The 18,689-nt window shown below is 47.9% G+C and carries 13 protein-coding genes and 1 riboswitch; of the genes, 5 read left to right on the forward strand and 8 right to left on the reverse strand.

Features of this window, described 5'->3' with window-relative positions; translation table 11 throughout:
* Nucleotides 1-84: 84 nt before the first annotated feature.
* Complete coding sequence (gene rlmD / locus EL309_RS04045) at nucleotides 85-1,419, reverse strand: 23S rRNA (uracil(1939)-C(5))-methyltransferase RlmD (RefSeq protein WP_004282611.1); 1,335 nt, start codon at nucleotides 1,417-1,419, stop codon at nucleotides 85-87.
* Nucleotides 1,420-1,548: 129 nt separating this feature from the next.
* Between rlmD and EL309_RS04050 the strand changes: the two genes are divergently transcribed.
* Nucleotides 1,549-2,628, forward strand: a complete 1,080-nt coding sequence (locus EL309_RS04050) for a L,D-transpeptidase (RefSeq protein ID WP_004282610.1) — start codon at nucleotides 1,549-1,551, stop codon at nucleotides 2,626-2,628.
* Nucleotides 2,629-2,723: 95 nt separating this feature from the next.
* Here the strand turns inward: EL309_RS04050 and aceK are convergent, their stop codons facing one another.
* On the reverse strand, nucleotides 2,724-4,499 hold the full coding sequence (gene aceK, locus EL309_RS04055; RefSeq protein WP_004282609.1) for a bifunctional isocitrate dehydrogenase kinase/phosphatase: 1,776 nt from the start codon (nucleotides 4,497-4,499) through the stop codon (nucleotides 2,724-2,726).
* Between the two features lie 235 nt (nucleotides 4,500-4,734).
* Between aceK and grpE the strand changes: the two genes are divergently transcribed.
* A complete protein-coding gene (gene grpE / locus EL309_RS04060) occupies nucleotides 4,735-5,292 on the forward strand; it encodes a nucleotide exchange factor GrpE (protein ID WP_004282607.1) in 558 nt (185 codons plus the stop codon).
* A gap of 253 nt (nucleotides 5,293-5,545) precedes the next feature.
* On the forward strand, nucleotides 5,546-7,471 hold the full coding sequence (gene dnaK / locus EL309_RS04065) for a molecular chaperone DnaK (RefSeq protein WP_004282606.1): 1,926 nt from the start codon (nucleotides 5,546-5,548) through the stop codon (nucleotides 7,469-7,471).
* A 615-nt stretch (nucleotides 7,472-8,086) separates the two neighbouring features.
* Here the strand turns inward: dnaK and EL309_RS04070 are convergent.
* The 4 genes from EL309_RS04070 to EL309_RS04085 all read right to left on the reverse strand — a co-directional run bounded on the left by EL309_RS04070 (nucleotide 8,087) and on the right by EL309_RS04085 (nucleotide 11,221).
* Nucleotides 8,087-8,530, reverse strand: coding sequence for an ExbD/TolR family protein (locus EL309_RS04070; RefSeq protein ID WP_004282604.1), 444 nt, complete (start codon nucleotides 8,528-8,530; stop codon nucleotides 8,087-8,089).
* Nucleotides 8,531-8,533: 3 nt separating this feature from the next.
* Complete coding sequence (locus tag EL309_RS04075) at nucleotides 8,534-9,193, reverse strand: MotA/TolQ/ExbB proton channel family protein (RefSeq protein ID WP_004282603.1); 660 nt, start codon at nucleotides 9,191-9,193, stop codon at nucleotides 8,534-8,536.
* Between the two features lie 35 nt (nucleotides 9,194-9,228).
* On the reverse strand, nucleotides 9,229-10,059 hold the full coding sequence (locus EL309_RS04080; protein ID WP_004282602.1) for an energy transducer TonB: 831 nt from the start codon (nucleotides 10,057-10,059) through the stop codon (nucleotides 9,229-9,231).
* Between the two features lie 292 nt (nucleotides 10,060-10,351).
* Nucleotides 10,352-11,221, reverse strand: coding sequence for a lysophospholipid acyltransferase family protein (locus tag EL309_RS04085; RefSeq protein WP_004285606.1), 870 nt, complete (start codon nucleotides 11,219-11,221; stop codon nucleotides 10,352-10,354).
* Between the two features lie 141 nt (nucleotides 11,222-11,362).
* A riboswitch (SAM-I-IV-variant riboswitch) is annotated at nucleotides 11,363-11,476 on the forward strand.
* A gap of 193 nt (nucleotides 11,477-11,669) precedes the next feature.
* Between EL309_RS04085 and metK the strand changes: the two genes are divergently transcribed.
* Both metK and EL309_RS04095 read left to right on the forward strand, forming a co-directional pair.
* Nucleotides 11,670-12,839, forward strand: a complete 1,170-nt coding sequence (metK, locus tag EL309_RS04090) for a methionine adenosyltransferase (protein ID WP_004282600.1) — start codon at nucleotides 11,670-11,672, stop codon at nucleotides 12,837-12,839.
* 66 nt (nucleotides 12,840-12,905) lie between these two features.
* A complete protein-coding gene (locus tag EL309_RS04095) occupies nucleotides 12,906-14,699 on the forward strand; it encodes an aminopeptidase P family protein (RefSeq protein ID WP_004282599.1) in 1,794 nt (597 codons plus the stop codon).
* 73 nt (nucleotides 14,700-14,772) lie between these two features.
* Here the strand turns inward: EL309_RS04095 and EL309_RS04100 are convergent, their stop codons facing one another.
* Together EL309_RS04100 and EL309_RS04105 are read right to left on the reverse strand one after the other, a co-directional pair.
* Nucleotides 14,773-16,824, reverse strand: coding sequence for a transferrin-binding protein-like solute binding protein (locus tag EL309_RS04100; RefSeq protein WP_004282598.1), 2,052 nt, complete (start codon nucleotides 16,822-16,824; stop codon nucleotides 14,773-14,775).
* A 160-nt stretch (nucleotides 16,825-16,984) separates the two neighbouring features.
* On the reverse strand, nucleotides 16,985-18,544 hold the full coding sequence (locus EL309_RS04105) for a TerC family protein (protein WP_004282597.1): 1,560 nt from the start codon (nucleotides 18,542-18,544) through the stop codon (nucleotides 16,985-16,987).
* Between the last annotated feature and the right edge of the window lie 145 nt (nucleotides 18,545-18,689).

An 18,689-nucleotide genomic window follows, 5' to 3' on the forward strand; every position in this document is an offset into this window, starting at 1 on the left:
CACCGGCTATAAAAGACTCGTTATTATGTTAGCATGTTTTTTTTATTTCTTACATTAAAAACCTTTCCCAAACCAATCAGATAATTAATGCTGCAATTCAAACCATCCTATCGATTCGACATGAGCGGTTTGAGCAAAAAGATTCATAATTCCGGCTCCTTTAAAGCTGTACCCCTTCCCGACCAAAACAGCGGCATCTCTGGCAAAAGTACCCGGATTACACGAAATATAAACAATACGCTGCGGCAAATAGGGGGCGTGTAACGCATTGACTACTGCAAATGCGCCACTTCTGGGAGGATCAAGCAGCATTTTGTCGAACTTTCCCCAAGCAGCTATATCTTTTTCAGTAATTTCAAACAAATCTGCTTTTAAAAATTGCGTATTTGATGAGCACCGGTTACGTTTGGCATTCTCAACCGCACGCTTGACTAAGTAATCCGCCCCCTCAATTCCGACAACTTGGGCAGCGTATCTGGCTAGCGGCAAACTGAAATTCCCCAAGCCGCAAAACAAATCTGCCACACGCTCACCCGGCCGGATATCAAGAAGCTTAACCGCCCTGCTGACCATCAATGCATTCGTATGCGGATTGTTTTGTGTAAAATCCCCCGGCCGGTAAGGCATAACCACATCAAACTCCGGCAAGCTGTAATCCAAATCAGGCATCCGGCTTGGATAAAATGGTTCGGACGGGTTATTGCCGATTTGCAGCCAAACCTGCCACTTCTTACCGTTTTGCCTGTTTATTTCATCGGTAAACGTTTTCAAAACACTCAACGATTTTTCAGACGGCCTCTGTTTAACAGAAATATTCAACACCGTCAGATTGTCTCCGTCCAAAAACTCTATAAATGTAATTAATGTTTTTAAGTTTACCATAAACTGTAAAACCATTTTCACATCATGTAAAGATTTTGAAATATGTTTTGGTAAAACGATACAGCTTCCGACATCAACCACATCATGACTTTTCTTCGCTTGAAAACCCAAAGTCAGTTGGTTTTCTTTACCGACGCGCACTGCCAAACGGCAACGGGAGCGATAATGCCGTGAAAAACCGTAAATTGGCGGCAGTATTTGTTCGGGAAACACTTTGCCAATCCGCAACAACTGCTCTTCCATCACCCGTTGTTTATATGCAACCTGCGCCTCATCCGAAGCATGTTGAAGCGCACATCCGCCACATGTATCAAAATAGCGACAAAACGGTTTCACCCGTTCCGGCGACGGCACAAGTACTTTTTCGACCACCGCTTCATCAAATTGTTTCTTACGTTGCGTTATCCGGCAAACTACTTTTTCAGACGGCAATGCCCCTTTAATAAAAACCGTTTTACCGTCCAGTCGGGCAATTCCGCGCCCTTCGTAATCTATAGAAACAACATCTGCTGTCCGCAGCTCATCTTCAACCGACATTACCGATACATCCTCGAAAGCATTTACCGTTTATCAACAAACGACAACCGAAACGGATATTTTCGCACAAAAAAAGGGAGTTTAAGGTATGATTTCAGGCTGTTTTAATCACACTACTTTGAATCAACAATGAAATTTTTAGGATTTGGTTTATTTTCGGCGTTATTGGCCGCCAACGCTGCTGCAACTACACCCGTGCCCGACGTTTCCCCTGCCGGCTCGGGTCAGCACGTATTTATCAATATTCCCCAGCAGCGTCTGTTTCTCTACACCGACGGCAAGCTGACCAAAGCCTATCCTGTTGCCGTAGGCAAAGCGATGACGCAAACCAATTTAGGCGAACACAAAATCGGTCCCAAAGCCTTCAATCCGACTTGGCACATTCCGAAAAGCATTCAAAAAGAACGCAACGACGGCGTAAAAACCGTCCCGCCCGGCCCGAACAATCCCTTGGGGCCGGTATTTGTCCGTCTCGGTAATCCGAAACTGGGCTTGGGCATCCACGGAACCAATGCACCGAGCAGCGTTCCCGGCGTCCGCAGCCACGGCTGTGTCCGCATGAAGTCGCCTGACGCAATGGAATTTGCCAAATCAATCACCACCGGCTCGCCGGCTTCGGTTATCTACCAAATGGCTACGTTAAATGTCGATGCCGACAAAAACTTATGGCTGGCCGCCTACCGCGACCCGTACAGCAAAAAAAATCTAGATACCGACTCATTGCGTAAAAGTATCGAAGCTTGGGCAAAAGCCAACGGCAAAAAAATCAGTACCAAGCGCATCAACGCCATTCTTAAAGCCAAAACAGGTTTGGCAAACTGCTTAACCTGTACAGGCAAAACCAAAGCGAAAGCCAAAGGCCCGCTGCAATCATTGGCTTGGACGCAAGGCCTGTCTTCGTACAGCAAGCCGACTCCTGTTGTCGTTACCCCGCCACCGGTAAAAGACGAAGTATTGCCTGAAGGCAGCGCTATCGAAGTGGATGCCGGAAACCAAACGCCGGAAGCCCCCGTTACCGCTCCGGTATCCGTACCGACTATTGATACGCCGGCTGTTGACGTACCGGTTTCTCCGCAAGCAGTTGAATCACCTCTTCAGTCTGTTGCACCGCAAGCTGCTGAAACGGTCGAGCCGGTTTATACCGACGTGACACCGACCGAAGTTCCGGCAACACCGCGCAGTATTGAACCTGAAGACATCCTGTTCTAAATACTTGGGAACAACGTTGAGGCCGTCTGAAATTTTCAGACGGCCTCAATAATTTCAATCTTATTTTTATTCGGCTAACGGATTTTCAGACGGCCTTAAGCATCCGTATCGTCCACCAAACCTTGGGCCACTTCATCCGGAGAGAAACGCACCGATTGCGGATACGGGTAAAAATCATCGTAAATACCCTGCATCAAGCGGTCTTTTTTACCTTGCCAGAATTCAGCCGTCAACAAATCACGGTGGTGCTGCAAAAATACCTGCCGCACGTCCGGCTCACCCAATAAAAACGGCCCGAACTCTTCCGGAAACACATCTCCCTTGTTTACCGGATACCAAACCTCGCCCGACATCTCATACTCGGGATTCGGCGCAGGCGGAATCTTGCGGAAATTACAGTCTGTCATATATTCGATTTCGTCATAATCATAGAAAATCACACGACCAAAGCGGGTCATACCGAAGTTTTTATACAGCATATCGCCCGGGAAAATATTGGCCGAAGCGAGCTCTTTCAACGCATAACCGTAATCGATGACCGCTGCGGCTTTTTCCGCCGGTTTGGCTTTCTGCATAAACAGATTCAGCGGCTTCAAGCGGTATTCCACATACACATGCTTGATAACGACCCTGTCTTCATCCTCCTCAAACTGACTCGGTGCCAACGTGCGCATTTCATTCAAAAATTCTTCATCACAGCGCGACTTCGGCAAAGCCACATTAGAAAACTCCAAAGTGTCCGCCATCCGCCCGACACGATCATGTTTTTTAACCAACAGATATTTCTGACGCACATATTGCTGATCGAAATCCTTATTCGGCCCGAACTTGTCTTTAATCACCTTAAACACATACGGGAAAGACGGCAAGGTAAACACGCTCATCACCAAGCCCTTGATACCCGGCGCCAAAATAAACTTATCCTGAGAATATTCCAAATGCTGGGTAAACTCGCGCCACCAAATATTCTTACCCTGCTTGTGCAGGCCCACCATCGTATAAAGATCGCCGCGCGAGCGCATCGGCAGCATTTCATGCAGAAAATGGATGTAACCGCTCGGCACAGGCATGTCCACCAAAAAATAAGCACGGGCAAACGAAAACAGCACCGCAATCTGACGCGTATCAAACAAAGCCGCGTCCACAATCAGACGGCCTTCATCGTCATGAACCACCGCCAACGCAAACGGATGGCGCGTACTGCCGTTGATAATACGCCCGAAAATATAAGCACTCTTATTGCGGTAAAAAGCCGAGTTCAACACCTGCACATGCAGATTCAATTCTTCAGGCGGCCACTCCGTTTGAAAATGCTGTCTGGCCGCACGCAAAATATTGCTGATATCCTTGCCCGCATGAGCAAACGGCACTTTCCAGTCAAAATGCTGCAAAATATCCCGCAAGCAACCGCGCAAACCCTGGCGGCTGGGATAGAACGAGCAGAAAGTCGGCGGATCCGAATCGATATATTCCGTGCTCGTCGAAGGCTTCACAAAGATAAACTGATTGTTGTAATACTCTTTGGCCAGCAGCTTGGTAGATACCGAATTAAAAAACGTTTCCGCCAATTCAGGCTGCTTGTGGTTCACCAATAAAGCAATATATTCCTTCTTCGCCGCCGCCCACACATCATCGCTCAAAGCATTCGCCGCATATTCGCGCCGCAGCAGCTCAGTCGACTCGCGAACACGCTGGTCATACATTTGGATACGCTCGGCAACCAAATCTTGAATACCCTTCCAATTACACTCTTCAAACAACGCCTTCGCACCGGCTGTGACATCGCGATACATACTGTAATGCTTGTTAAACCCGGCCAACATTGTTTCCGCCACCGCCCTGCCTTGAATCTGGGTCAACTGCTGTTTCATCCTACTCATCCTTTGCATTCGTTTTTTCAGACGGCCTCATCCGCTGCCGTTTCTTATATTTTCATATATATAGAGAGATAAAAAATCCACAATAACCTTATGATGTTTTGATGCGTTTGACAAGCCCAAACCCGGCAATGCAACCCACAATATTTGCACGCACAGCTTGAATATTTTTCAGACGGCCTTATATAAAATCCGAAAAATTTTACCTTACCCCCATAGGAACAACGACATGACAGACAAAAACCAAAACATCGAAGAAAACGAAGCAGAAACCGTAGAAACCCAAGCAGAAACCCAAACTGCCGAAGCAGAAGCCGTGCCCCCTTCTTACGAAGAACTCGAAGCCAAAGTAGCCGAACTCGAAGGCATGCTGAAAGACGAACAATTGCGCGGCTTAGCCAACGAACAAAACTTACGCCGCCGCCACCAAGAAGAAATCGTTGCCGCCCACAAATTCGCCGGCCAAAAATTCGCTGCCGAAATGTTGGTTGTCAAAGACTATCTGGAAATGGCCCTGCTGGATCAAAGCGGCAATTTCGACGCACTCAAAATGGGCGTGCAAATGACTTTGAACGAATTAAACAAAGCCTTTGACAACACCCATATCAAAGAAATCAACCCGCAACCGGGCGACAAACTCGATCCGCACCAACACCAAGCCATGCAGACCGTAGAAAGCGAGCAAGAGCCGAACACCATCGTCAGCGTGATGAAAAAAGGCTACCTGCTGTCAGACCGCGTATTGCGTCCGGCGATGGTAACCGTTGCAAAAGATAACAACGCCTGAAAAAACCGCATTGCCCGTTTCATAAAACACATGATTTTCAGACGGCCTCAAGCATAAAGCAAGGCTGTCTGAAAAATTCAAACTGTCTGTTGATAAATAATCTATCTATATGAATTACATGAAAAATAAATTCATAAAAAAATAGTTATCCACACTTGAAAACCGATAAAACAACCTTATCTAACAGACCAACGGGGCAGCAAGCCCGAAGCAACAAACAAATCATTCAAATATTATTAAGGAGCTATAAACAATGGCAAAAGTAATCGGTATCGACTTAGGTACAACCAACTCTTGTTTGGCGATTTCAGAAAACGGCCAAACCAAAGTAATTGAGAACGCCGAAGGCGCACGCACTACGCCCTCTGTTATCGCTTACCTGGACGGCGGTGAAATTCTGGTCGGCGCACCTGCCAAACGCCAAGCCGTAACCAACGCCAAAAACACCGTATATGCAGCAAAACGCCTGATCGGCCACAAATTCGACGATAAAGAAGTACAACGCGACATCGACTCTATGCCTTTCGAAATCATCAAAGCCGCCAACGGCGACGCATGGGTGAAAGCACAAGGCAAAGAATTATCTCCGCCGCAAATTTCTGCAGAAGTTCTTCGCAAAATGAAAGAGGCTGCCGAAGCTTACTTGGGCGAAAAAGTAACCGAAGCCGTGATTACCGTTCCGGCCTACTTTAACGACAGCCAACGCCAAGCCACCAAAGATGCAGGCCGTATCGCCGGCTTGGACGTTAAACGCATCATCAACGAGCCGACCGCAGCCGCTTTGGCATTCGGTATGGACAAAGTCAGCGGCGGCGACCGTAAAGTTGCGGTTTACGACTTGGGCGGCGGTACTTTCGATATTTCCATCATCGAAATCGCAGACGTTGACGGCGACAAACAGTTTGAAGTATTGGCCACCAACGGCGACACTTTCTTGGGCGGTGAAGACTTCGACCAACGCCTGATCGACTACATCATCGACGAGTTCAAGAAAGAACAAGGCATAGACCTGAAACAAGACGTAATGGCACTGCAACGCCTGAAAGAAGCGGCAGAAAAAGCCAAAATCGAATTGTCCAGCGGCCAACAAACCGAGATCAACCTGCCGTACATCACGATGGACGCAACCGGCCCGAAACACTTGGCACTGAAAATCACCCGTGCCAAATTCGAAAGCCTGGTTGAAGACCTGATCAACCGTTCTATCGAACCTTGCCGCATTGCTTTGAAAGACGCAGGCTTGAGCGCAAGCGATATCAATGACGTGATTCTAGTCGGCGGTCAAAGCCGTATGCCGAAAGTACAAGAAGCCGTTAAAGACTTCTTCGGCAAAGAGCCGCGCAAAGACGTGAACCCTGACGAAGCCGTTGCCGTAGGCGCAGCAATTCAAGGCGAAGTATTGGGCGGCGGCCGCAGCGACGTATTGCTGCTCGACGTAACCCCGCTGTCTTTGGGTATCGAAACCATGGGCGGCGTGATGACCAAGCTGATCCAAAAGAACACCACGATTCCGACCAAAGCATCACAAGTGTTCTCAACCGCAGAAGACAACCAGTCTGCCGTAACCATCCATGTATTACAAGGTGAACGCGAACGTGCTTCTGCCAACAAATCTTTGGGGCAATTCAACTTGGGCGACATCGCACCGGCTCCGCGCGGTATGCCGCAAATCGAAGTAACCTTCGACATTGATGCCAACGGTATCCTGCATGTTTCTGCCAAAGACAAAGGTACAGGCAAAGCAGCCAACATTACCATCCAAGGTTCTTCAGGCTTGAGCGAAGAAGAAATCGAACGCATGGTAAAAGATGCCGAAGCTAACGCCGAAGAAGATAAAAAACTGACCGAATTGGTAGCTTCACGCAACCAAGCCGAAGCCCTGATCCACTCAGTGAAGAAATCATTGGGCGAATACGGCGACAAACTGGATGCAGATGAAAAAGCCAAAATCGAGGACGCTTTGAAAGCCGCTGAAGAAGCCGTTAAAGGCGAAGACAAAGCCGACATCGACGCCAAAGCCGAAGCCCTGGGCGCAGCCAGCCAAAAATTAGGCGAAATGGTTTACGCACAAGCCCAAGCCGAAGCACAAGCAGGCGAAGCTTCTGCCGAAGAGTCAGCTAAAAAAGACGACGACGTAGTTGATGCGGAATTTGAAGAAGTCAAAGACGACAAGAAATAATTGCTGTCTTCGTAAAAAGCGCAAGCATAAAAGCTTGCGCTTTTTTATTACCGATACCCGGCTTGAGGCCGTCTGAAAAATTTTAGCCCGATACCGTTCTCACTCGGCCATGATATTTGGAATTCATCCTGCATTTCCATGATCTATTCAACCAGCTGTCGTCTGATCCGTATCAGCACAAACCAAAACATCATGCGATCCAAAAGATTACCGCACCGGCCTTCAGCCAGCTTTCCACCCGATTTACCGAGTCACGATTTATGACTCAAACAAACATCAAACCAAATATAAACCAATAGCAAAGGCCGTCTGAAAATTCAGACGGCCTTAAATCCTTTTATCAACCATTATTTTCCAAGTCAAACGACAAAACAGAGCAATAAACCACGCTTCCGCTTCATTTCCCCGCCCAACCAAGCCGGCTTCTGCAATTTTCACTATCTGCCAACTTTTATCGTTATAGCCAAGCCCATAAATAACGATAACACAATTTAATGTTAAAAGGCCGTCTGAATTTTCAGACGGCCTCCAACCTATCTGTGACATATTCAATAAAAAAGAGGCAGAATTCCATCTGCCTCTCTTTGCCAATGATATGCACTGTATCTTTTCGACTTACTTGGCAGAATCTTCGCTGCGTGTTTCCGTTACAAAACCGACTTTGCTGATACCGATTTCACGGGCGGCATTCAAGGCTTGGGCAACGTAGTCATATTCCACCGCTTTATCGGCCGCAATTGCTAAAATTGTGTCTTCATTAGCAGTTTTAGCCTGTTTCAGTTGCTCACCCACCTGCTCCAAACTTAATTTATTGGCAGATTCCGCACCCAGATAGTAATTGCCGTCCGGGTCAATGGTTAATCGCAGCGGCTCTTTAGGCTGTGCATCCTGCTTTGCCGTTTCCGATGCAGTCGGCAGCTGCAAAGGAATAGAGTGTGTCAAAACAGGCATGGTAATCATAAATACAATCAACAGCACCAACATCACATCCACCAAAGGCGTAACGTTGATTTCCGACATCGGTGCATCTTCATCCGAATTCATAGGGCCGAAAGCCATAATTTAATCCTTTTGGTTAACCAGTTGGATATGCAGGTCATGGGCAAATGCACGCATATCCTGCAACAGGGTCTTATTGGCACGGTTTAGGAAGTTGTATGCCAATACGGCGGGAATCGCCACAAACAAACCGGCGGCAGTCGCTACCAATGCTTCACCAATCGGGCCGGCTACGGCGGCAATGCTCATTTGACCGCTCTGACTGATATTGATCAAAGCATGGTAAATACCCCAAACCGTACCGAACAGGCCGATAAAAGGCGCGGTCGCACCGATAGAAGCCAAAGCAGTCATACCGCCGTCGAAACGGCGCATAATTTGGCTCATGCTGTGATAAATCTGGCTGGTCAGATATTTGTCCAAAGGCACGGCAGCGGCTTGTTGGGATTCTTGATGCTTAAAGTAGTTTTTACGCGCTTGGATACTTTCCAAAGCCAAATCGCTCATCGGAGATTCCACACCGCGCGCCTGCTTTTCAGCATCCGCCAAAGACGGTGCATTCCAAATCAAATCGCGTGCAGCTTGATTACCGCGCTTGGCTTTGCTCAATTTGATTGCACGCAGCACAATCACCGTCCAAGTCACGATACTCATCAACACCAGCAGCAAAAATACGCTAATCAGTACGAAATCGCCTGACTCAAATACCAATCCTAAATTCATCGCTTATTCCATTTACTCAAATAAATTACTAAAAATTAATCGATCTTAAATTCGACAGGAACCGTAAATTCCGTCCAAACCCTGGCTTGGAAGCGGCCGTTTCTCGCTGCTTTTTGAGCCGCGCTGTCCAAACGCTTAAAGCCGCTGCTTTTCGCCACCCGAACATTGGTCACCTTACCGTCAGGTGCAACCATCACTTTCAGCACAACCGTTCCTTCTTCTTCGTTTTCCAAAGAAAGCGGAGGATAAGGAGGACGCGGAATCGAGCCTGTGGCCTTAACGGCATTACCCGAACTGCTTCCCGGACCGCTGCCGCCACCGCCGTCGCCATGGCCGCTGCCGGTTTTGCTGCCGCTGCCGGTACCTTCGCCCGTACCGCGGCCGTCGCCTTTACCTTTGGTTCCGGTGCCTTTACCTTCTGCCGCCGTTCCTTCCCCACTGCCTTTACCTTCAGGTGAAACATTTTTAGGTGTTTTATCGGAAGCCGTTTCGGTTTTAGCTTCTTTTTGAGGCTCGGGCTTAGACTCCGGCTTGGGTTCGGGCTTCGGTTTCGGCTTAGGTTCTTCTTTTTTCTGACGTATATCGGCCTTATCGTCTTTCGTGATAACCGGCTTCAATACAGGTTTGGGTGCCTCCGCTTTCGGTTTCGGAGCCACTTTAGGCTTGACAGGTTCGGGAGCTGCGGCCTGCGCACCTTCTTCGCGCCCGTCGCCACCGCCGAAATCGCCCGCCAAATCGACAAATTCGATATGCTCGACCGGGGCTTGCTCCGGCGTGTATGCCCGCCACAACAGGGACATCAAACCGACGTGCAAAAGCGCGATCAAGGCAAATACGGATGAGTTTAAAATGCGTTCATTTTTCATAGCAAACAGATATTAATAGAAATTATTCCCGTTTGCAACCTATTAATGTTATTTTATATTAAAACAATGAAGATTATGTAAATCAGACATTCATCAATCAATTTATCGATTTTTAAAAGCAATATATTTCAATAAATTACTTGAATACAATTTTTCAAATCACGGTATCTAAGCCAAATATGATAAACAAAGTTATCTTCTTAACGAATTTTAAAATTTATCAATTCAGATTAACAATAAACCAAGGCCGTCTGAAAATTCAGACGGCCTTGGTTTATTGTTAATCGCAACCTTACGGCGACGGTGCACCGGCAGGATGTTTATAACGGTTGTAAGCAAACAGATACTGCTTGGGAAACTTACGGATCCAGTATTCAACATTTTGGTTCATGATAAGTGCATCTTGAGCTTTATCCCCCGTCAGTGTTCCTTTAAGCGGCTCGATATGCAGGACAAAGCCTTTACCGGACGGCAGTCTTTCTCCGCAAAAAAACAAAGGTTTCACATTCTTCACTTGCGCCAGCTTACCGGCCAAAGTCATGGTATAAGCGGGTTTGCCGAAAAATTCTACCCAAACACCGTCTCCCCCCTCCTCCGGAGAAGGCACATGATCAGGCAGAATAATGGTTGCCTCTCCGTTTCTTAAAGCCTTGATCAACTGTTTGACACCCTGAATATTGGTCGGTGCGGTCTTGCCTTTTCCTCGTACCCGCCCTGCCTGCATAATTTCATCCAAGGCTTTGATTTTTGGTGGCTTGTACATTGCGGTCAAAGGGAAAGGCAGTTTCTGGCTGATATAACGGCCTGCCAAGTCATAGCTGCCGATATGCGGTGTAATCAACAGCAAACCCTCGCCTTTATCCAATGCGTCCTGCACATATTCCCAACCGTAAACCGTTTTAAATAAGGTCTCAATCTGTTCAGGCCGTCTGAAAAAAGCGACCGGCAGCTCCAAACCGCCTTTGGCCGTTTCCCGCAATATTGCCTTGACCATATCGTCGTCGGATGGGAAACCGCCGATATCCAAATGACGGCGGATGCGTTCGCGCTCTTTGGGCAGCAACCTAAAACCGGCGCTCCCCAAAATACCGCCCAACCTGTGCAGCCAACTCAACGGCATGGCTGCCAGACAGCGGAATAAGAAAGAAAACAATATCTGCATATACGGCCAATGAAAAAATAATTCGAAAACATTGTAATGGAAAACCGCCTTACCCCAAAATCCCGCGCGGTTTCACTATGAAACGAACGTAGTAAAAAGCCTTTACCCCCTTGCCGACAGCCCTAAACCTTGTTACCATTCTGCCTGCATTAAGAGTTGGGAATCAATCCATGCCAACCTGCTTTTTACATGAAAAGGTAAGGTGGACGACTGATCAGTCGATGTGGCCCGCAGGGGCAATACGAACAACCCGCATCTTGATGTGGGATTTTTTTCGTCTGCACGAGCCGAAACAACGAAAACCCGAATAAAGTGCAACGGATCCTGCTGTTTTTTCAGACGGCCTCCGAATGTTATTACTCACCAATCGGCACAACTTACTGCCGGTGTTTTGTTTTACCAGCCACGCAGGCCGCTTCAAACGCCTGCCACTCAGGAAAAGTTAAAAATGAGCGAATATCTGTTTACCTCCGAATCCGTTTCCGAAGGCCATCCCGACAAAGTGGCCGACCAAATCTCCGACGCCATTCTCGATGCCATTTTGGCACAAGACCCGACTGCGCGCGTGGCTGCCGAAACTCTGGTTAACACAGGTTTGTGCGTCTTGGCCGGCGAAGTTACCACAACGGCGCAAGTAGACTATATCAAAATCGCGCGCGATACCATCAAACGCATCGGCTACAACTCTTCAGAATTGGGTTTTGATGCCAACGGTTGCGCCGTGATGATGTGCTACGACCAGCAATCTCCCGACATCGCCCAAGGCGTAAACGAAGGCGAAGGCTTGGATTTGGATCAAGGCGCGGGCGACCAAGGCCTGATGTTCGGCTATGCCTGCGACGAAACCCCGACCCTGATGCCGTTTGCCATTTATTACAGCCACCGTCTGATGCAGCGCCAAAGCGAATTGCGCCGCGACGGCCGTCTGCCTTGGCTGCGCCCTGACGCAAAAGCGCAAATTACTGCCGTTTACGATGCCGACACCGGCAAAGTAAAACGCATCGACACCGTTGTCTTATCCACACAGCACGACCCTGAAATCGGCTACGATGAATTGCGTGAAGCAGTCATCGAACAAATCATCAAACCGGTTTTGCCTGCCGACATGCTGACCGAAGACACCAAATACCTGATCAACCCGACAGGCCGTTTCGTCATCGGCGGCCCGCAAGGCGACTGCGGCTTAACCGGCCGTAAAATCATTGTCGATACATACGGCGGAGCCGCTCCGCACGGCGGCGGCGCCTTCTCCGGCAAAGATCCTTCCAAAGTCGACCGTTCCGCCGCTTATGCCTGCCGTTATGTTGCCAAAAATATCGTTGCCGCAGGTTTGGCGACACAATGCCAAGTACAAGTTTCCTATGCTATCGGTATTGCCGAACCGACTTCGATTTCCATTGATACGTTTGGCACCGGTAAAATCGATGAAGACAAATTAATCCAAATCGTGCGCGAACATTTCGACCTGCGTCCGAAAGGCATCGTACAAATGCTCGACCTGCTGCGCCCGATTTACAGCAAGTCCGCCGCTTACGGCCACTTCGGCCGTGAAGAGCCTGAATTCACTTGGGAGCGTACCGACAAAGCCGCTGCATTGAAAGCCGCTGCCGGTTTATAAACCCATTAACGATTGTGAGGCCGTCTGAAATTTTTCAGACGGCCTCTAACTTACAAGGACATCATCATGAGTACCGTTGTAGAACGCATCCGAACCTTGCGCGAAACCATGCAGCAACACCGTATCGACGCATGGATCATTCCCACTGCCGATCCCCATCTTTCCGAGTATCTGCCGGAACATTGGCAAAGCCGGGTCTATTTTTCAGGCTTTACCGGTTCGGCAGGTACATTAGTCGTAACCGCCAAGCAAGCCGGTTTGTGGGCGGACAGCCGTTACTGGGAACAAGCCGCACAACAATTGTCCGGCAGCGGCATTACCCTGCAGAAACTCGGCGCCGTACCTAATTACACCGAATGGCTGTCGCAACACCTGCCGGAACAAGCCGTTGTCGGCATTGCGCCCGATATGCTGTCGCTCAATGCCAAACAGCAATTACTTTCCGCATTTACCGACCGCCATATTCTGCTGCAACACGACCAAGATATTGCCGCCAATGTATGGCCGCAACGTCCGACGCTGCCGTCTTCAACCATTTTCGTACACAACCCCGAATACGTTGCGGAAAGCGCGGCCGCCAAACTCAACCGCATACGCTCTTTCATGCATCAGCAAGGCGTAGCACACCATCTGGTTTCCTCTCTTGACGATATTGCCTGGATTACCAACTTGCGCGGCAGCGACGTTTCCTACAACCCCGTATTCCTGTCTTTCCTGCTGATCAGCCATAATCGCGCCACCCTGTTTTTGGTTGACCAACAGCAGCTCAACGAAGAAGCACGCCAACTATTGGCTGAAGCACAAATCGACACTGCCGATTACCAAGATGCGGCTGCAGCACTTGCCCAACTTTCAGGCGGCCTGATGATTGACCCAGCGCGCACAGCAGTCAGCACGCTCCAATACCTGCCGAAAGACTTAAAAACGGTCGAGCATATCAATCCGAGTACATTATTCAAATCCATCAAATCGTCCGCCGATCTCGCCTACATCCGTACCACCATGGCGCAGGACGGTGCTGCATTATGCGGCTTCTTTGCCGAATTCGAACGCAAAATCGCCGCAGGCGAAGCCGTAACCGAATTGGATGTCGACACCATGCTGCTGGCGCACCGCAGCCGCCGCAACGGTTTCGTCTCCCCCAGCTTCGGCACCATCGCAGGCTTCAACCAAAACGGCGCCCTGCCCCATTACAGCGCCACACCCGAAGCCCACAGCATTATTACCGGCAACGGCTTATTGCTCATCGACTCCGGCGGCCAATATCACGGCGGCACCACCGACATTACCCGCGTTATTCCCATCGGCACGCCGTCTGAAGAACAAAAACGCGACTTCACCCTAGTCTTAAAGGCACATATCGCATTGGCTACCACCATTTTTCCGGAAAACATCCCCGGCCCGATGTTGGACGCCATCTGCCGCAAACCCCTATGGCAGGCCCAATGCAACTACGGACACGGCACCGGGCACGGCGTCGGCTACTTCCTCAACGTACACGAAGGCCCGCAAACCATCGCCTACATGGCACCGGTCAACCCGAACCACGCCATGAAAGCCGGTATGATTACCTCCAACGAACCCGGACTATACCGACCCGGCAAATGGGGTATCCGTATTGAAAACCTGGTTGCCAACGTTCCGGTCGACTCTCCGGCAGAAACCGAATTCGGCAACTATCTACGCTTCGAAACCCTAACCCTATGCCCGATAGACACACGCCTGATCGAAAAAACCTTATTAACGGCAGAAGAAACCGACTGGCTAAACAGCTATCACGCAGAAGTCAGAGAAAAATTGCTGCCTTTGGTTGAAGGCGAAGCCAAAGCTTGGTTGGAAGCACAAACCCAATCCATTTAACTTTTTAAATCAATAAACAAAGGCCGTCTGAAAATTTCAGACGGCCTCTCTTCTTATTTAATCAGAACCGCGTTTACTTGCGTGCCGCACCATAACCGCCGATCAGCTGAATCTTACCGGCTTGGTCTTTCAAACCGTACGTACCGCCGATCTCTGCCACGCTGGCACCATAGAATTTACCGTTTAACTCACCTTTCAAGCTCTTATCGGTACTGAACACATCTCCTTTAAAAGAATTACTGGAAGCTTCCCAGGTTGCATGACCGTATAAATTATACTTCTCCAGAGATTGTGATTCCCTAAAGCCTTGATCATTAATCCTATGTGTATGCGCATCAGATGTTGTGAAGCTAATGGCTTTTTTCGCAAAATCGGCCACTGCATTCACCCTTGCAGTCAAATGATTCATCGCACCGTTATCTGTCAAACGCGCAGTCGTGATGCCTGAGTAAGTTGCCGTTCCTTTATCCGGAACCGCGTCCTTCGGCGTTTCATCGCCGACGCTTTGGTAGCCGTAAATCACACCGTTTTTCGGATCGGTATAATAAGCAAAGGTTTGGTAATGCCAACCTGCAGCCGCAGAATCATGAAGAACAATATGCGTACCGTCTTCAAATTTTAACGAGTAGATCCCATCGAAATGACTCGGATCAAATACCAAACCGTTTTTATCTTTACGAATATAAGGCGTTTCTTCGGCTGTGATGTTCTCATAAGCATCTAATACAACCCGACGCATAATATGATCTGTAAATAACGGTTTATGCTTCTTAATCACTTCCCAAGCAGCAACATTGTTTTTGTCTTTAGACAGCCGTTCCCAAGCATCCCCAACTTCCTGAGCAATTGAATTCTGTTGTCTATACGCTGAAATTAACGATAACAAAGCACTTTTTGGCAAGCTGCGTTTTTCTAGCGTAAGTGCTTTTATTACTTGCTTCCCTAAGACCAATACCAAATCATAATCTATCTCTTTAGCATACCGAGGCTCATATTGCATAATTTTTTCTTTAGCAATTTCTTTATCTTTTGCCAATTGCTGCTTTGCTTTTTCAATCTCTAGTTTCTGCTTCCCCAATTCCTTTTTCTTCTGCTCCAGATCTTCCAATGGCAAAGATAATGAAGCTAATTTATCTAATTCAGCTTGATTATTTTTAGCTTCTTGAGCCTGTTCTTTTTCCGCTTGTTCAATCCTATCTATCTCGTCCCAAACATCCGAAACTTTATCAACCAGTGCTTTAATTTCTTCATCAAAGCTGGTCTTGGAAATAGAATAAACACCCTTGTCTTTACCCAACAAAGCACTAATATCTTCACCGGAATTACCCACTGATTTGGCTTTAGTGATTGCGGAATATGTTGTCAGATATTGCACATCTGTTGTCGGATTGCCCGGCTCTTTTGGAGAATTGTTTAAAATCACACCATCGACAATCACCGAATCATTTTTAACGATATCCAAGCTCTGAATCAAACGGGGTTGATTGCTAAGCAATGCTACTTTCCCATCCACCATGCGCTGCTGCATATGCGGGTTCTGCTGCTGAGCGGTTGCAGAACTGATAAATGCCGTGTGTTTCGGAGTCGGCAAATTTAAAGACGGCAAGCTGTCATTATCAAGTACAAAAGCACCCGAAAAACTTTCTACCGTTTTACCTGTCGAGGGAGACAACCAGGTTTTTTGCGCCACAGTTAAAGCATTGTATTGTCTGAGTGCTTGGAATAATTGTTGTCTTTCATCCGCCGTATCGATTTGATTTGCCGAAGGCAACTGGGCAATAATCTTATCCACTGTTGATGCGGCTTGTTTGTTGCCCTGAATCGTCAGCAATGCATTTTTCAGCTTCTCTACATTGTCTGAGGGAACGGATTTTTTGTCTTGTTCAGACAGCTTCTGATAATTCTGAAAAGCGGTTTTAATCCGGCCTTCATCGGCAACCGTCAATTCGTCTGCCGGTTTCAATTCTTGAATACTTTTTATTACACTTTGAAATTCAACATAATGCTTTAAATCGTCTTCCAAAGATGCACCGCCACTGCCGCAAGCAGACAATAAAGCGGCACAAACGGCAGCGCCGGCAATATATTTGACTTTGGCATTGAATTTTTTGTGAGTCCCAAACATTTTTTCTTCCCCTTTAACTTAGGTAATAATCACTTTACATAAGTTAAAAAGTATAGCCAAAAAATAACAATACGCCTACACAAAACCTATCTTTCACTTTAAAAATAATGCCGCCTGTAACATTTCTGTTTCAGACGGCTTTTCTATTTATACTGCTGGTTTATTCTTCTTCCGGTACTTTCGTAATTTTCACGCGTTCGATACGTTGTCCGGCTTTTTCGATAACCTCAAAACGCCAACCGTGAAATTCTGCAAAATCTCCAACATCGGGCAGACTCTGCAGTTCCTCCATAATCAAACCTGCAACGGTATGATAATCGGCATCTTCGTCTTGCGGCGGCAATCCCAATTGCGGGGCGAGTTCGACATACTCCAATGCACCGTCCACAGTCAGGCTGTGATCGGCATTGGCCTGCAAAGTCGGCTCTTCTTCGCGCTCAAACTCTTCCGGGAACTCTCCGGCAATGGTCTCCAATAAGTCTTTCATGGTTACCATGCCCAAAACTGCGCCGAATTCATCGACAACCAGCGCATAATCGGCACTGTTGTTACGGAAAAGCTCAATGGCATTCAACGCAGTTGTGGTTTCCGGCAGCACTAAGGGCTGTCTTAAGGCCGTCTGAATATTGATCTCACCGTTTTCCAATACCTGATTCAATAAATCTTTTTTGTTGATATAGCCCAAAGGTTCGTCGACACCTGCCTTACCGACTACCAACAGACGGGAATAAGGTGTTTCCTGCAGCTTGATATGCTGCTCTTCTTTGCTTTGGGAAATATCCAAACGCTCGATGTCGCGACGGGGAATCATCACACCTAAAATAGGACGCTCCGCCAAAGTCAGTACGCTGCGGATCATGGATTTTTCGTTTTCCTCAAAGTGCGTATCGTCCGAAGCTTTGTCGCCCGAAGCGGCCAATACGCTCTCCCTGATCCCCATCATACCCAGCACGTTTTCGGCCGTACGTTGGCGCCATGAGCTGCTGATGTAATCATTTTTGCGGGTATTCTTTTGCGAAATCTGGTTAAACATCTCAATCAGAATCGAGAAGCCGATTGCTGCATAGAGATAGCCTTTAGGAATATGGAAATGGAAAGCTTCTGCAATCAGGCTGAAACCGATCATCAACAGGAAGCCCAAACACAGCATCACCACAGTAGGGTGTTTATCTACAAATTCGGTGAGCGGTTTGCTGGCTAAAATCATCACCGTCATGGCCACCACGACGGCAGCCATCGCCACGACGATATGATCAACCATAGCAACGGCTGTAATCACCGAGTCGATGGAAAATACGGCGTCCAAAACCAAAATTTGTAATACGACCCCCCAAAAAGGTGCATGTGTTTTATGGGTATCGGCCACGGCAAAATGGTTGTGCCCTTCGAGCCGTTCATGCAATTCGGTCGTTGCCTTGTACAGCAAAAACAGTCCGCCGAACAACATAATCAAGTCTTTACCTGAAACCGCCCAGCCCGCAATGTGGAAAAAAGGTTGGGTCAGAGTAATGATGTGCGCCATAAAACCCAACATGATAATCCGCATGACGACAGCCAAACCCAAACCGGTAATCCTGGCTTTGTCTCGCAGTGACGGCTTGACCTTATTGGCCAAAATCGCCACAAATACCAAGTTATCAATCCCCAAAACCACTTCGAGGATCAGAAGCGTTGCAAAGCCTATCCAAGTATGCGGTTCGGCTAACCAACTGAAATCCATGATTTGCTATTCCCTTTTTTCAAACAATAAAAGGCAACCCGACCAAATCGGGCTGCCTGAATCAAAATCTTGCGAAAAGCGCGGTAAACCCGCTCTGCTCTCCGTCTTTCATAATATATAAATACCTGTATTTAAGAAGTGTTAA

The sequence above is a fragment of the Neisseria weaveri genome (assembly GCF_900638685.1).
GTDB lineage: Bacteria > Pseudomonadota > Gammaproteobacteria > Burkholderiales > Neisseriaceae > Neisseria > Neisseria weaveri.